The 15,937-nt window shown below is 67.9% G+C and carries 10 protein-coding genes, 1 tRNA gene and 1 pseudogene; 4 read left to right on the forward strand and 8 right to left on the reverse strand.

Translation table 11 applies throughout. The features are described 5' to 3' along the window. Positions 1 to 526: 526 nt before the first annotated feature. The 4 genes from SACSA_RS0106495 to SACSA_RS0106510 all read right to left on the reverse strand — a co-directional run bounded on the left by SACSA_RS0106495 (position 527) and on the right by SACSA_RS0106510 (position 4,376). A complete protein-coding gene (locus SACSA_RS0106495) occupies positions 527 to 1,318 on the reverse strand; it encodes a DeoR/GlpR family DNA-binding transcription regulator (RefSeq protein WP_028661614.1) in 792 nt (263 codons plus the stop codon). A 152-nt stretch (positions 1,319 to 1,470) separates the two neighbouring features. Further along, on the reverse strand, positions 1,471 to 2,826 hold the full coding sequence (locus SACSA_RS0106500; RefSeq protein WP_083940191.1) for a sensor histidine kinase: 1,356 nt from the start codon (positions 2,824 to 2,826) through the stop codon (positions 1,471 to 1,473). A 149-nt stretch (positions 2,827 to 2,975) separates the two neighbouring features. After that, positions 2,976 to 3,665, reverse strand: a complete 690-nt coding sequence (locus SACSA_RS0106505; RefSeq protein ID WP_019814383.1) for a response regulator transcription factor — start codon at positions 3,663 to 3,665, stop codon at positions 2,976 to 2,978. A gap of 60 nt (positions 3,666 to 3,725) precedes the next feature. Beyond that, positions 3,726 to 4,376, reverse strand: coding sequence for a response regulator (locus tag SACSA_RS0106510; protein WP_019814385.1), 651 nt, complete (start codon positions 4,374 to 4,376; stop codon positions 3,726 to 3,728). Positions 4,377 to 4,542: 166 nt separating this feature from the next. Between SACSA_RS0106510 and SACSA_RS0106515 the strand changes: the two genes are divergently transcribed. After that, a tRNA-Arg gene (locus SACSA_RS0106515) sits at positions 4,543 to 4,615 on the forward strand. A gap of 635 nt (positions 4,616 to 5,250) precedes the next feature. On the opposite strand, the pseudogene SACSA_RS26645 reads toward SACSA_RS0106515, so the two are convergent. From SACSA_RS26645 to SACSA_RS0106525, 4 genes and pseudogenes are all read right to left on the reverse strand, one after another. Beyond that, positions 5,251 to 5,703: pseudogene (locus SACSA_RS26645) on the reverse strand (recombinase family protein); the annotation flags it as partial. Beyond that, a complete protein-coding gene (locus SACSA_RS26650; RefSeq protein ID WP_332253265.1) occupies positions 5,592 to 6,524 on the reverse strand; it encodes a recombinase family protein in 933 nt (310 codons plus the stop codon). The gene SACSA_RS26650 and the pseudogene SACSA_RS26645, both read right to left, overlap by 112 nt. Next, on the reverse strand, positions 6,521 to 6,856 hold the full coding sequence (locus tag SACSA_RS25120; RefSeq protein ID WP_157596636.1) for a hypothetical protein: 336 nt from the start codon (positions 6,854 to 6,856) through the stop codon (positions 6,521 to 6,523). The genes SACSA_RS26650 and SACSA_RS25120 overlap by 4 nt, the downstream gene beginning before the upstream one ends. A gap of 444 nt (positions 6,857 to 7,300) precedes the next feature. Then, positions 7,301 to 8,671: a replication-relaxation family protein gene (locus SACSA_RS0106525; RefSeq protein WP_198008957.1), complete on the reverse strand. Its 1,371-nt coding sequence runs from the start codon at positions 8,669 to 8,671 to the stop codon at positions 7,301 to 7,303. A 317-nt stretch (positions 8,672 to 8,988) separates the two neighbouring features. On the opposite strand from SACSA_RS0106525, the gene SACSA_RS21835 reads away from it, so the two are divergent. Genes SACSA_RS21835 through SACSA_RS0106540 form a run of 3 tightly spaced genes read left to right on the forward strand, consistent with a single transcriptional unit; the run spans position 8,989 to position 15,864 of the window. Beyond that, entirely contained in the window at positions 8,989 to 10,128 is a 1,140-nt protein-coding gene (locus SACSA_RS21835) for a restriction endonuclease-related protein (protein ID WP_232212850.1), read from the forward strand. Then, positions 10,125 to 13,373: a hypothetical protein gene (locus SACSA_RS0106535; protein ID WP_083940172.1), complete on the forward strand. Its 3,249-nt coding sequence runs from the start codon at positions 10,125 to 10,127 to the stop codon at positions 13,371 to 13,373. Before SACSA_RS21835 ends, SACSA_RS0106535 begins: the two co-directional genes overlap by 4 nt. Continuing rightward, entirely contained in the window at positions 13,360 to 15,864 is a 2,505-nt protein-coding gene (locus SACSA_RS0106540) for an RNaseH domain-containing protein (protein WP_019814389.1), read from the forward strand. Before SACSA_RS0106535 ends, SACSA_RS0106540 begins: the two co-directional genes overlap by 14 nt. Positions 15,865 to 15,937 lie beyond the last annotated feature (73 nt).

Raw genomic sequence — 15,937 nt, forward strand, 5'->3', positions numbered from 1 at the left:
CTGCGGGACCTGCTGCGCGCCCTGCGGGTGCTGAGCCTGCTGCGCGCCCTGCGGATACCCCGCCTGGTGAGCACGCGGGTCGTCCTGCGCGCCCGGTGCCCCCGGGGAGCCCTGCGGCGTGGCGTACGGGTTGTACTCCGCTGCTGACTGGGCGCCCTGTGGACGCCCCTGTTCGGATGGCTGCTGTGCCGCCGGGTCGTGCGCGGACGGCCGCGGGTCCCCTCCCGCACCGGAAGCCGACGCCTCGGCGCCGGAGGACTGCGCGGCCCGACCCGGAGCTGCCCACGGGCTCGGCTGCTCACGATCGGGCGCGTCGCCGGGCTCCGGTGTCCCGGATGGCTCACCGGGTCGGTTCTGAGCAGAAGGGTCGTAGTCGGTCATGACTTCATGATGCGCCGATCCCCTGAGAGCACGCTGAACTCACGCTGTGGTCACGACGAGAGTTCGCGCCACGCGCCCCCGCCGACCGGGGGCTGCCGGACACAGCACGCCGGCGTGACGTAAGTCACGCATTGCCGGGTCCGGTTCACTCGTCCGAGCCGATCGGCCCCGGGGCGAGCACCAGCTCGCCGACGTGCGCGGAGAGCACCCGACGGGCCTGGTCGCGGAGTCCGTCGTCGCTGACGAGGACGTCAGCCTCGGCCAGCGTGGCCACCGTGGCGAGACTGACGGCGTTGAACCGGGTGTGGTCGGCCAGCACCACGAGCCTGCGTCCGGCCTCGATGAGGGCGCGGTCCGCCTCACGCTCGCTGAGGTCCGGCACCGTGAAGCCGGGGCCCTCCGCCATGCCGTGCACGCCGACGAACACGAAATCGAGGTGCAGGCCCCGCAGGGTCTGCACGGCGACCGGGCCGACGAGGGCGTCCGACTGCGTCCGGATGCCCCCGGTGAGCACCACGTCGCGGTCCTGACGGGGTGTTCCACCGAGAATGTCGGCCACCCGCAGCGAGTTGGTGACCACGGTGAGGTTCTCGACGTGACTCAGTGCCCGCGCCAGTGCGCGGGTCGCCGCGCTCCCGGACATGCCGATCGCGGACCCGGGCCGCACCCGCCGAGCGGCGGTGGCCGCGATCGACTGCAACCGCGTCCGGTGTCCCCTCGACGACTCGCCGGCCGCCGACCCGTCGAACCCCGGCAGGCGCACCGAGGTCGCGCCGCCGTAAACCTTTTCCACCAGGCCGCGTCCGGCGAGCGCGTCGAGGTCGCGCCGGATCGTCATGTCCGACACTCCGAGCCGGGAGACGAGTTCACTCACGCGGACCGCGCCGGTCCGTCTCGTCTCCTCGAGGATGACTTCTTGTCGTTGCCGCGCCAGCACCGTTCACTCCGTCCTGCGAGCACGCCCGACCACCACGAATTTTACGCGAATCGGCGCACGCTGGGTGGCCGCACCCACGCGGGGAGTGAGCGGCGGGGTCTCACTTCCGTCACGCCGTGGTCACGTCGCCGCGCCCGGCACCCTCCACTCGGTCAGGAGGAGGCGGGTGTCCCGGCACCCGGGTCGCCGGGGATGCCGGGCAGGCGGATCGTCATCAGCGCGCCGCCCTCCGGCCGGTTGGTCGCGTAGACGGTGCCTCCGTGCCGCTCGGCGGCCTGCTTGACGATCGCCAGACCCAGGCCCGATCCGGGTAGCGTGCGGGCCTCCGACGAGCGGTAGAATCGGTCGAAAACGCGGGGCAGGTCCTCGGGGGCCATCCCCGGGCCCGCGTCGGCGACCTCCACGACCGCCGTGCCGTCACCGAGCGGGCGCAGCGACACCCCCACCGTCGACCCGGCCGGAGAGAACTTGACCGCGTTGTCCAGCAGGTTCAACACGGCACGCTCCAAGGTGCTGGGGTCGCCGGTGAGCACCCAGGGGTTCAGGTCGGCGCGGAAGTCGACCTCGGCGGCGCGCCTGCGCGCGCGATCCAACGCGCGCTCGACGATCTCGACCAGATCGACCCGTTCGTCGGTGTCCTTCGGCGCGTCCTCGCGCGCGAGCTCCGACAGGTCGCCGATGAGCTGGGTGACCTCGTCGAGCTGGCCCCGGATGTCGGATTCGATGTCGGCACGGTCCCGCTCCGACAGCACGGGCGCGCCCTCCCGGTTGGCCGCGAGCAGCAGCTCCAGGTTGGTGCGCAACGACGTCAGCGGGGTACGCAGCTCGTGGCCCGCGTCGGCGACGAGCCTGCGCTGCCGCTCCTGCGATTCGGCCACGGCCGCGAGCATGGTGTTGAAGCTGTGGGTGAGCCGGGCCAGCTCGTCGTCCCCGCTGACGGGGATGGGGCGCAGGTCCATCGTCCGCGTCACGCGTTCGGTCGCCGAGGTGAGGTGTTCCACCGGACGCAGTCCCGCCCGCGCGACGGCGGTACCCGCCGCCGTCGCGACCAGGATGCCCGCGCCGCCGACGAACAGGAGGACGAGCGCGAGCCGGCCCAGCGTGCGTTCCGTTGGCGCGAGCGACTGCGCCAGCACCATCGCCACGCCGTTGCCCGCGGGTAGGGCGATCACCCGCATGCCCGTGGACTCGTCGGTGCGCAGTGACGAGTTCTGCACGCCCCGCGCCACCGCGAGTTCACTCCCGCCCCACGGCGGCGGGTTGCCCGCCCTCGGATACACCAGGTCACCGCTCGCGGTGAGCAGGCCGACCTGGATGTCACTGCTGACGAGGAAGGCACCGGGGATCGACTCGACCCGCGACTCCACGGTCGGGCTGCGCACAGCCGCCTCGGCGCGGTCGGTCAGGTTCTCGTCGAACGACTGGTACAGGTTGTCCCGCACGGTGAAATAGGCACCGAACGAGACCAGCGCGACCGTGCAGCCGACACAGAGCGCCACGAGCAGCATCACCCGCGTGCGCAGTGAGAACCGTCGCGCGCGCCCGGCGGTACCGGGGGCCGTGCCGCTCGGCGCCCCGGTGTCCGGCCCGGCGGTGCCGTTCCCGGCGGTAGCGCGTCCGGGGACGTCCTGTCCGGTGCCGGGCTCGGGTGTGTGGCTCACGGAGGCGTCTCCCGCAGCACGTAGCCGACGCCGCGCACCGTGTGGATCAGCCGGGGCTCACCGTCGGCCTCGGTCTTGCGCCGCAGGTATCCCACGTAGACCTCCAGCGCGTTGCCCGAGGTCGGGAAGTCGTACCCCCACACCTCCTCCAGGATGCGGGTGCGCGTGAGGACATGCTTCGGGTACGTGAGGAACAGTTCGAGCAGGGAGAACTCGGTCCGGGTGAGGCTGATCGAGCGTTGCCCCCGCGTCACTTCGCGGGTCTCCGGGTCGAGGGTGAGGTCGGCGAAGGAGAGTACCTCCGAGCGGCCCTCGCCCCTTTCACCACCGGTGCGGCGCAGCAGCGCACGCAGGCGCGCGAGGAGTTCCTCGAGCGCGAACGGCTTGGGCAGGTAGTCGTCGGCGCCCGCGTCCAGCCCGGACACCCGGTCGGACACGGCATCCCGCGCGGTGAGCACGAGGATCGGCAGGTCGTCGCCGATGCCACGGAGCCTGCGGGCGACCTCGAGCCCGTCGAGGCGGGGCATCATCACGTCGAGCACGAGGGCGTCGGGCCGGTGGGCGGCGACCTTCTCCAGGGCCTCAGCGCCGTCACCGGCCAGGTCGACCTCGTAGCCGTTGAACGCGAGCGACCGTCGCAGCGACTCCCGGACGGCCCGGTCGTCGTCGACAACGAGTATGCGCATGGCACCAGTCTGACCCCTGTGGCTGAGAAGCTCCTGAACACGCCGCCACAGGCGGGTGCGTCAGCTCACCAGGCCTCCCCGGTAGGCCAGCAGCGCCGCCTGCACGCGGTTCGCGGCGCCGATCTTGGACAGTACGGCGGAAACGTAGCCCTTGACCGTGGCCTCCGACAGGTGCAGGTGCCCACCGATCTCCGCGTTGGACAGGCCCTGGCCGATCAGCGTCACCACTTCGCGTTCGCGTTCGGAGAGGGAGGACAGCATCTCGCGGGCGGGTGCGGCGGCACGCTGCTCGTGGCGGCGCGCGTTCACCATCCGCGCCGCCACGCTCGGGTCGAGCACCGCGCCACCGCGCGCCAGGTCGCGGATCGCCCGGATGAGCACGGCAGGCTCGATGTCCTTCAGCAGGAAGCCGTTGGCCCCGAACCGCAACGCCAGGCTGACGTACTCGTCGATGTCGAAGGTGGTCAGCATCGCCACTTTCGGCGGGTTCTGCAGACCCTGGATGGCACGAAGGGCGCGGATGCCGTCGTCCGGCGTCCGCATCCTGATGTCCAACAGTGCGACGTCCGGGTGAAACCGCCGGGCCGCCTCCAGTGCCGTACGCCCATCGGCCGCCTCGCCGACGACCTCGATGTCCGGCGCCGGGGCCACCATCGCACGCAGCCCGGACCGCACGAGCTCTTCGTCGTCAGCGAAAATCACTTTCAGCACGAGCGCCTCCGGCGGCCGACGGAAGCGGGTTCCCCGCCTCCGCATCAGGTTAGTTACTGTTAGGTAGTGGAGGTATTACAATGAGCGACCCGCACTCCAGTCAAGGCCCGTTCGGGCACGCTGAGCCGACGCGCTAAGGTGTGAGGCGGAGTCGAGGAACTCGACTGCCCTCGTAGCTCAGGGGACAGAGCACCGCTCTCCTAAAGCGGGTGTCGCAGGTTCGAATCCTGCCGGGGGCACGTACAGCATCTACACTCCCCGCGCCTGCTGGCTGAGCAGGCGTGTTGTGTGTAGATGGCATGGTTTGAGTGATCCTTTCTGCCGCGTGGGCGATGTGGGGTAGGTCGTCGGCGGGCAGCTTGATCGTGATGGTCACCTCGTCGCTGTCGCCGTTGAGCGCCACCGTGAGTTGGGTGGTCTCGAACAGCCGCCGCAACAGCGCTTCGGGGGCGTGGGCGAGGTTCAGCGCCAGGTACGGCAGGTGATCGAGTAGCGCGGTGTCGTCGATGCCGGGTTTGATGGACTCGGCCTGGTCGGCGGCGTCCAGCTCGGCAATAGCGGCCAATGTAGCGTTCTTCTGGGCTTCGAGATCGTTGTAGCTGCCGCGCAGGCCCTTGGTGAACGGGTCGTCGGGGTCGCCGTCGGCGGCTTGCCGCAGGATCGAGTCCTGCCGTCGGGCGATGTCGGCGAGCACCCGTTGCAGCCGTTCCCGCTCGGCGTGCCGCTGCTGGGCTTCGCGGTCATCGACGCTGTCCAGCTCGGCGGCCAGCAGCTCGCGCCGCTGCTGGCCGAATACCCGGTCGGCGAAGAACCGCGACACGGCATCCAAGATCGCGTCTTCGCGGAGGTAGACGGTCTTGGGATGGCCTGCGTCCGTGTCCGGGCGACCTCGGTTGTTGTTCCTCGGCCAGCACATGTAGTAGGCGCTGTTGCGGCGTTGGTTGCCGAACATTCGCCGCCCGCAGGCACACAGCACCATGCCGCGCAGCAGATAGCTCCGCCGTGTAGCCGGGTGGGCGTTCTTGTCCCCGCCCGCCCGAGAGCCGCGCTTGGCTTGCCGCTGCGCGGTCATCTCATCGAACATCCACTTCGGGATCAGCGGCTCGTGGGTCGGCTCCGGCGACCACACCCACTTGACCGGATCGTTGACCTTGCCGTGCCGCGAGCGGGAAGCGCGCCGGTTGAACACCTGATACCCGGTGTACTTGGGGTTCTTCAGGATCTCGTAGACGCTGGTCTTGCCCCACGCACCCCGCGCTCGCGTCTTGCCCGGCGGCTCCGGCGGTGGGTACTTGACCGGATCGGCGTTGAGCCGTTCGGCGATGGTGTCGTAGCCCAATCCCTCGTGGTAGCGCCACTTCGCGATCTGCGCGACGGTCTCCGCTCGCACTCCGTCAGGCTCCAAGCGGCTCTTGGTGTGCCCGCGTGCGGCCTTGGTCGGATTGGGGTGCCGGTAGGTCTTGGCCTTGTACCCATAGGCGGGTTTGCCGATGTTGTAGCCCTCCCGGACGTGGGTGCACAGCCCGCCCCACGATGTTCGAGGGTGTTGAGGACTTCGTACTCGGCCACGGACTGGTTGATGCGGCGCTGCAACACCCGCTGCGCCCGACTCCCGCTCACGGTGATCGGCTCGTTCGAGGCGAACAGCGGCGTCTCAGCCTTCTCTAGCTCCCGCTCGACCGACAGCCCCTCGTAGGCGCGGCGGGCCACACGGGAGATGGACTCGCAGATCACCACATCGAACCGGCGGCCGGGATGCGCGGCCTCGGCCAGCAGATCAGCGATACCGCCGTCGCGGGCGATGGGGATGTCGAACCGTTCGTAGTTCTCCCCGTGCCCGCGTGCGTCCAGTTCCATGCGGCCGGATTCCACATCGTAGAAGTGCGCCACGATCACCCACGACTCGGGAATCGCGGTCTTGCAGTTGCCCAACTGCCGCTGCAACGACTGACGCGGGTCTTGCTGGTCCTCAGTAGAGGTTCGGCCGATGAACGCTACGCGCACCTCGTCCCGCAGCAGAGCGGTGGGCATTCCCAGCGGCGAGACCGCATAGTCCGACAACCCGGACGGTCCCGACTCCGGCGCGGCCCGTCGGGTCAGCGCCGGAGCGGGGGGGGGATTCGCCACGGGTTCCTCCGAGGTCGTCATGCGGCTTCACCGTCCTCAGTAGACTCATCGCGGGATTGCTGTTCGGCGGCCCAGTGCAAGAGATCGCGGATCACGGCGGCCAGCTCACCACGCAGTCGCTCACCCTCAGTGCCGCCAACCCGGTTGATATGCCCGGAGAATCGGCGGGCACCACCGCGTTTCTGCTTCTGATCATACCACCAAACGTCCTGGTCAGGGGCACTTTTCGGCAGGTTTTCTACATCGTCATCTGGTGCTTTTCGGGGCAGCGGGACCACCACGCGGTCGTGGTCGTCACCGCTGCCGGTCGGGTTGTGGTCGGGCTCGTTCGGGGTGTTCCACTGGGGGCACATAGCGCACCTCCGGTGCCCGCGAGCCCGCGTTCGCGCGGGAGGTCGCGGGCGCTGGTCGGCAGCATGGGCAACCGTCTACGCAGCGGACACGCACCAGCCCGGATCACCCGCACCCGTACCGGTTCGGCTTGATGGGGGGCGGGCACGCGCCATGACGCGCGCTGGCATGGGCTGGCGGTGTCGGGCTGTTGCGGGCCGGTGGGCTTCGACTACCCGACTGCACTCGGGCACCCGTCGGGGCCAGCGCTCACCGGCCAGGCGTTCCGGATTCTCACCGCCCGGAGACCTTCGCGAGACCACCGCCGAGACCGAGCGAGACCGGTGTCTCGTCTCGGGATTCGCGGTCTCGGTGTCTCGCCGAGGAGTCTCGGCGCGTCTCGCCGTGACGCGACACGCGTGGGCGGGTCGACACGAGAACCCGGAAGATCGTGGGCGGACACAGATTTAGGCGGGGCGCTTCCACCGCTGTCCGGGCGACGCGGTCGCCCGGGGCGTGGGGTTGGTCGCGTCCTGCTCGGTGTCGGGGTCGGTGAGTACCAGGTCGCCGAAGTCGTGGCCGTGCCGGTTGGCCTCGCGCATCGCGTCGGTGGTCCCGTCGCGGTAGGTGCCCTCGTCGTCCTCGTCGCCGTCGAGCACGGGTACCGCTCGGCGTCGGGTGGCCAGCTCGCGCAGCACGATCGGGGCGCCGGTATCGGTGGTGCCGCCGATCCGGGCGGGCAACTCGCCCAGCCGCACTCGTGTGGCGTGCTCAGGCACGGCCGTGACCACCGACCACACCGCGCCCGCCGGACCGTCCGGGTCGCCGTGATCGCGAGCGGCGGTGGCCACCGGCACCAGGAAATGCTTGGCCTGCAACGCTGTCCGCAGGTTCTGTTCGCGGCGGGCGCTGGTGGTCCAGATCAGCACCATGCCCGCCAACCGCGCCGGGTCGTAGCGGTTGCTGTGCGGCTGATCCGCGCCCATGTAGCGATCGAGCTTGTCCACCACCCGGCGCACCGGTTCAGTGCCGGTGTCGTGCTCCAGGAAGAACCCCAACCACGTACCGTCCTGGTACCAGCAGCCGTAGCCATCGGGGCCGATCTGGTGCTCGTAGAACTCGGTGATCCACTGCTCCGAGCGCCACGTATGCAACCCTTCGCCCTCCGGTCGCCCGTCATACGCCGAGAACGGCGCGCCCAATCCGCTACGGCGGCAGTAGTCGGCCAGGTCGGCGAAGAACTGGTTCACGCCCAGTAAGTGACCCAGCCGGGGCGATTCGAGGATGCGGCGCAGCCGGTCGGCGTGCGTGGCCGGACGCGGCGCCATCGTGCCGCGCTGCGCGGCCAGCAGTTCGGCGCCGCGATAGCCAAGCAGGTAGTGAAACGGCTTCGAGCCGCCTTCGGCGCGATACGGCTGCGTGCGCCACAGCACGCCAGCCTCAGTCAGCGCCAGCAGCCGATGCTGCGCGCGTGAGATCGACGGGAACAACAACGCGCGAAGCTGCTCGGTAGTCAGAACATGATGCTCCGCCACGAGTTCGAGCACAGTTCGATCGCGAGGCGTGAGCTGCGCCCACAGTGCCCCGTCCGGTTCTCCGGCTGCCGCTTTGCGGCTGCGCCCCCGCAGGGCAGACGTGGAAAGAGACTGATTGTGACCAATCAGTCGGGAACGCGCGGCACGGGACTTGTCCCCGCCCTGACCTGCGCCAGCGCGGCCAGCGCCCCCTGCGGATGCCCCGGCGGCCCTGGGACGCACCGCACCCGCAGCCCCATCCGTAGAGCCACCCGCCACGCCAGCCGCGCGGGCTTGTTCGTCCTTGTCATTGCGGTCAGCCATGCTCACCACCCCGTGTCGTTCGGACCTGTACTCGCCCCTGAAGTCCGAAAAACACGGGGGTATTGGCCCGCAACCACCAAAAATGTGAGCAAGGTCATAACTCGACAGGGCGGCGTGACGGCACCGTGAACAGCGACCGATGACCGATCGGCCTCACCTATTCTGCCAGGGACCGCGGCAGGACAGCAGGAGCGCCTGCGACTCGCACTGGAGCGAGACTTCCGATGAGCAAACTCAGCATCAACATTAGGTAGCAGCCCGCTACTCTACGCAACTACCGGCGTTGATGTCGGTGGGTGCCGTTAGTGTCTAACGCCGTGCATGCGAATGACGCTGACCTTCGTTCCGACAGGCGTGTGACGACGGCTGCCTTGCGGGCGGCCGTGGCGTGGACGCGCCGCGACTCGGAGGCTTACGCGTGGCGTGAATTGTCGCGCATGACGGGCGTGGTGTCGCACGTCCTCGGTCCCGGTCGCGGCCCTGCGGGGCCGTTGGACCTGGTCCGGTTCTTGCAGGGACCGCTGTCTGAACTGTTGCCTGGTGCCGACGTGCCTGATGCGCTCGGGAATCTTGTTCTCCTCGATCGGTCAGGGGAGTTGACCGATGGGGCCGTCGAGGTGGGCTGCGAGTACACGGAGGCGTTGTTCGAGGCCGTGGATGATCCCGCCCAGCAATGGTTGCCGTCGTGGGCATGGCAGCGAGCGGAACAAGTACAGCGCGCGGTTTTCGATCGTCTGATCAGCTCTGGGAACACCCAGGACTACACCGTGAGCCGACGGTTCTTGATCGAGCATCCCGCCGGCGATGAGCGGGAGCTGGTGGAGCTCAGAAACGCGGCCGGCGCTCTGCCGGTGGCTCACTATGACCAGATCCCGCCCGACCGTGTGTACGGAAACCACGGTGGTACATGGTGGTGGCCATGCCCGGTCTGCCGGTGGCCGATGCGTGTCAACGGCGAGTCCGTGGAGTGCGGCTACAGCCATCACGACGCACGGTTTCGCCTCGATGTCACTGAGGCGGACCGAACCACCTCCCCGCGGTTGGTGAAGGTGTCGCCGGCCCGGCTGCGCACGCCGCAGGCCAGGGAAGCGGATGGGGCGCGCTGCGTCGACTTGGCCGTGTGGCGGTTCGTCACGGTTCCCGGTGTGCCAGAGCTGGAGTTGGAGCGACGCCTGCTGCGCGTTGGCGGTGTGGACGTGCGGATGTGGCCGGATCTGGATCGCGTCGATCTCGTGGCACGCACGAAATCCGGGCGGAAATGGGAGATCGATGTGAAAGACCATGCTGACTTGAACACCATCGTGAACAACGCTCCCGCGGCGCGGGATGTCGTCGTCCCCGATTACCGGCGTGCCCAGGTACGACCGTTGGCTCGGGCCTTGCCCGACAAACGAGTCTGGGCGGTGAGTAGCTTCGTGCGCCACGTCCGCAAGCAGACGGGAGAAGCGTCGGCATGAACGATGACGAGGAACTGGATCTCGGGGCTGTCGAGTTCGTTGTCGGTGGAGCTTTGGGTCTAGCGGCTCATTTCTTCCCCCGGGTAGGTAGTGATTCCACGACCTATGTCGACGTGGCGGATGCGTGTTTTCTGTTGTCGGGGCAGGTTGAGGTGTGGTCACGGTGGCCGAAGTTGGACCGCGTGGATCAAGTCCGGATCGCCCGGCTGTTGCGATTCCGCCCGGTCGAGGTCGCCAACCGGAACGTGTTCGCCGACCTCGTCGAGACCCTGGTTCCACGGCGCATCGCGGGTTTCCGTGTGCTGGACCGTGATCGGCTGGTTGTCGACTTGGGGCGAGCGCCGTTGGACTATGTGGACGAATGCGTGGCGGCACTCATGGCCGAGCGCGAGTTTCAGGAGCGCCGGGCCGCGAGTGTCGCCACGACGGGCTCGTACGGCACCCCGCTTTATGTTCCTGGTGCTGATCGCAGCCGCACGCGCACCGTGGACGTGCGCTATGAGTTGACGATCGCCGACGAGGTATCGCCGGAACGACCGATCTCGTTGGGGCCGCCGGCTGAGTCGGACGTCGTGAAGGTGCCGGTCTCGGAGTTGCGTGAGATCGCGATGCGGCTGGATGACGCCTTCGGCCACGAGCACCGGACTCGGTCAGTCGATGAGATTTTCACGCATCTTCGAACCGGTGACGGCGAAGACGTGGGCGAGATGTGGTCGCTGCGCGCCGGGCCTACCCGCGTGCTGCAGGCCCCCACGGGGGCTGGCAAGAACGTGCTCGCCGAGTTGCTGGCCTGCTGGTGTGCCGAGAACGGCCTCGTGACCAGCATGGTCGTACCGACCAACGCCACCGTGGTGCGGACGGCCTACAGCATCGAGCGAAGCCTGCGGGCACTGGAGATCGACGGCGAGGTCGTGCCGTTGACCTCGCCGAATTCGGCACAGCAGGTCGCGGAAACCACCGCGCGCGGAGCTGGTTCGGATGGGCTGGGCCTGTGGGCGATGGACCGACTCGCCTACGGGTGTTCGCTCACGCCCGCAGCTGTCGCTGAGGAAGCGGTCGATGCCTGGGATCCTGGCCGCGAGCCGTGCGCGAATCTGCGCAAGGTGGGCCCCGACGGTCGAGTCTCGGGTAGCCGCTACACCTGTCCATGGAAACCCTCGTGCGGCAAGTACCGCAACGCGCGTCAGGCATCTACCGCGTCGGTGATTGTGACCTCCCATGTGAACTGGCTGGTCGGGGCGCTCCATGTGCCGGTGGAGGCGCAAGGCCGCATCGAGGAGAACATCCGGATCGAAGAGTTGTTGCTGCACCGCAGTGACCTCGTCCTCATCGATGAGATCGACGACTTTCAGGCCAAGATGATCAACCAGAGCGCCCACGGCCTTCTGCTGGCGCATCGTCGGCGCCGTGCGACGCCGCCGCCGTTGCGGCAGCTCGATGGAGAGCTCAACGATGCCTCGGGACGTGTCGATTCATCGATCGAGCACGCTGTCCGGGCCGCGACCGCGCAGGCCCGATACCTTGCCGAGAACTACACGGGGCATCTCTCCGAAGGCGAATTCCGGCGGCAACGTCGCAGCCGGAAGAACGGGCACCCCATGTTGGAACGCTGGCTGTTGCCGCGGAAGTGGGATGGGTGGCTCGCCGCCACGCTGTTCGGGCTCGCTGACGGTGAGCAGCCACAGCGAGTCCACTACGAGGCTTTGCAAGGGCTCTTTCCCGACGAGGGCGACCCCGAGCGAGTCCCGGATTGGCTACGGCCGATCAGGGACGCATTGGCCCAGGTCACGAGCCTCACGACGGGCGATGACGAGTTTCAGCGTGCCAGGAACCGTATCTATGCGACGTTGGGTGAGTGTCCGTATGAGGGCACTCGGTTAGCCGAGGAAGAGCATCGCGCCACGGCGACTGACCGGCTGATTCGACGCGCTTACCTCGAACGTCTCCGTGCCTTGCTGTTCCGGTTCGTCTACGCGGCACCGCAGTTGCAGGCATCAGGTGTGCATTCAGCGCGCGAGATCGCCGAAGCGCTGGGGCAGTACGCCGCCTGGCGCGCGGCACCATACGGGCCGCTCGGTCGATCGTTGTTCGCGTTCACCGAGCACTACGACCCCGATCGGCCCAACGACACCGCGTTGCGCGTGAACGCGTTTGGCGGCGATCCGCACAGTTACGTCACCGCGCTCGGAGAAGTGACCGCGTTCGCGCACCTGGGGCGGCCCCGAGCCGTGCTCGGCCTGTCCGCGACCTCGTATTTCCCTGGCGCGCCCCACCATCACGTGTTCACGCGCCCAAGCTGGTGGGTCGCCGACGATCACACCGGTGGCGTGCGGCTGAAGGCATCACCGATTTCGGACGAGGAACGCGAGTTCCTGCGCGTCTCCGGCACCTACGGGAAGACACGCACCGCGGTGTTGGTCAAACTCGGTGAGTTGCTGTGGAAAAAGCACCTTGCCCCGGCCGTGCGCAACCTCGCGGCGAATCCCGAGACCGCTCACCGGCAGCGGTTGTTGCTGGCCACGACCTCCTATCAGGGAGCGCGTGACCTCGCCGAGGGCATCAGCAACGCCGGGGTGCCCGCGGAACGCATCGTCGTGGCCGTGCCCGCCGACGACACCGGTCCGCGGCAGACCGGCCGATGGGTGGAGCTACCTGCCGACCAGCTCGAATCGTTCGGCCGCGATGTCGACGGGACGGTGCTCATCGCGCCGCTCGCCCGCGTGCAGCGCGGGCTCAACATCGTCGACCACGACGGATCGTCGCTTCTCGGGTCGGTCTGGCTCGTGGTGCGGCCAGTGCCGCTGGTGGATGAGCCTCCGGAGATCTTGGCGCATGTCCACGCCCGTGCCCGCTCAGCGATCCGCCCGAGCACAGACCCCACCGCCGTGTTGGACATCGTGCGCCAGGTCGCTGGGCGTCACTTCGAGGAACTGTTCACCACGCTCCCGTACTTCACGACGCTGCCTGGGGAAACCCAGCTGGCGATCGTCGCTGAAACCCTCAACGGCCTGATCCAGCTTGCCGGGCGCGCACGACGCGGCGGAGCCATCGGCGAGATCCATCTCGTCGACTACGCCTTCCTCGACACCCGGGCACAATCCGACCTGCCGAGCCTCATCAGGAGGCTGCGTCAGCACTGGCACGACCACGGCCAGTTGGATCTGCTGCGGCAGTTGTACGGCCAGACCTTGGACGAGATCTTCACCTTCGCCGACAACCGGGAGGACAACGGTGACGACGACTGACGGCGGCCTGCACACCCTAACCTACCAGGTCGATCCCGACGCGCTGGGCCAGTTGGCGCTGTACCCGTTGACCTCGTCCTTTCGTTCAGCGTGGGACCACTTCGAGCAGACGGTCAAACGCCGGAACAACCGGTGGGACGTCACCCCGCGCTACTCCAACCTCGCCACTGCGCTCACAGCGGTCACCGGGCAACCAGTACGGCTGTTCCCAACCAAGGACCTCTCCCGCGCACAAAAGAGCGCGGGGGTCGACTCACTGTTGGTGACAACTGAGCCGATCGACCCGTGGCTGTTGACCATCGCCGTACGCACGTTTGAACGCCTCTCCCTGGACAACGAGAACGCGGACACGCTTGCCGAGCACCTGACCGGGCTCACCCCCGAGATCACTAACCTCTCCGAATACGTCGACTATTCGGACGGGCGCGTGTCCGCACCTGGCTGGATTTATCGCATCGCACAGTGGAACCTCGCCGCGACGATCGCGGAGCAACCGCTGCTCATCGACGGGCACCTGCCCATTGCGCTTCGCCTGGATTCCGAAGCCAACCTCGTCGCCTGGGACGACCCCATCAGCCGTACCTGGAGCAACGGGCCTCGCCACGCGACGGTCTACCTCGACACTCGCATCGTCACCTTGCCCGGAGCCGCCCACCTCTGCCTACGCATTGATGCGCACGTGGCACGCATGCCGCACACCTGGTGGAACGTCAAAACCGCATGGATCGCACCGAACGACGACCATCAGCCACTCCTGCGCTTGCCTGTGCGCGGCCCGTGGCCAGCGAAAGGGCAGCCGAATCCCCTCTATCGCGACCACGTGGTCGACATCCTCCACGCCTGCCAACTCAATCCCTTGCCGAACCTGCCGGATGCTCCCGTCCACGAACCGACGCCGGTGCGATTGATCGGCAATCCCTCGACTCACCCGATCGGTAAAGCCCCCGGAGCACGGTTCCTTTTCCAAGCTCAGCAACAGCTTCAGCAGCGCCTGGGACTTCCCGAGCCCGCCTACCGGCGCACCAAGATCACCGCCCGCACAGCCGCCACGGGATTCGTCCCGGCCAGCAAGATCGATCAAGCTGTCCGCGTATCGGGCACCGCTCGAATCCGGATCGTCTGCCTCTATGGCGACCAGGCCACACGTCGCCGCATGATCGACGCACTCGCCACCTACACCACTACGGAAACGAACCCACTCGTCGGGGTCGCCGACGACGTGCCCATCTCCCTGACTCCGCACCTGGCTGCGGTCTTTCATCACGATCCGGAGCTCGTGGCACACGGTGATCACTCGCGTGACCTGGACGGACTCACGTGCCTCACCGGTGACGACGATCAAGCCGTGATCGCCTGGGTCGAAACCTGGTGGGACGGTTCAGCGGTCGAGCACGACGCCAAGCCCATCCTGCGGACGGAGTTCGGCAAACGCGGGATCGTCGCGCAGTTCCTCAACTCCAACTACACGGCGAAAACGCCACGCCGCAGGAAAGACGGAACCATCCCGCCCGCAGAAGACCATCCCGCTCAGAGCGCCCTGCGTGATCTGTTCCGCCAAGCGGGAGTGATCGACGACCGCCTTGCCGCCGCGACCACCAACGACCGCACCGCGCCGCTGTCCCGGGCAGCGACACTGGTCGGCGTCCACATCCGCCAGCACACCCCGCGCCGCAAGAACGGCAGCAAAGAACCCAACAAGCTCGTCGTCCAAATGGTCGCCATCCACGCAACACCCGCGGCCGACGAGTCCTGGCACGTCGAAATGTACGACGATGCCGAAGGGTGGATCTCCTATCGACAAGCCAACGCACGCTACTACGCTTCCGACATCGGCAACGCCGACCTCAACCGCACCCGCGACAAGGCACCCCTCGTTCGCGAGTACGTCGACCAGGCGCTCAGCGCCCTGCCCCAGAACGTTCCGCTGGTGGTCTTCGCCGATGCCGAAGCATGTCAGAGCATCTGGCCAGGCCTGACGCATTCTCGCTTCGGCGAGGCCACGGTTCCGGGATCCACCAGCGACCACCCCGATCTCGCTGTCGTGCGCTGCGCCTCTGAAACAAGGGCGCCGCGCGCAAGCCACCAAGATCACACCCGCCGCGTCACCGACTCGCACAAACCGGACCTGCCACGCGCGGAAGTCTACGAGCATGAGGAAAACGGGGTGCTGAGCTGGTTGCTCGCCCAGCCCTCCCGCGTCCACCGCTCAGGTGCCGAAGGCCGAGCCGGTACCGACTACACCCGCTGGACCTTGCCCGAAAACCGCGACCGGTGGATGGAAGGAGACTGGCACGGCCTGGGCGCGATCGAGATCGCCGTGGCCCGCCCCGGCACCTGGCAACCACGCGACTTGGCCGCCCTCACCGCGCGGCTGTGCAACCAGGCCCCCTCATGGGACGACCGCACCAAGTTGCCCTCACCTTTGCACCTGGCGAAATCCTCCGACGAAGACCACCCCGGTCACCCGCCCGATGAGATCGACGAGGCGTAACCGACCCTCCGCCAGCCCCGTGTCGTCATGGTGGTCAACTACCCTCAGTGAGACACGGCGTATGTTGCCGTAG

The sequence above is a fragment of the Saccharomonospora saliphila YIM 90502 genome (assembly GCF_000383795.1).
Classification (GTDB): Bacteria; Actinomycetota; Actinomycetes; order Mycobacteriales; family Pseudonocardiaceae; genus Saccharomonospora; species Saccharomonospora saliphila.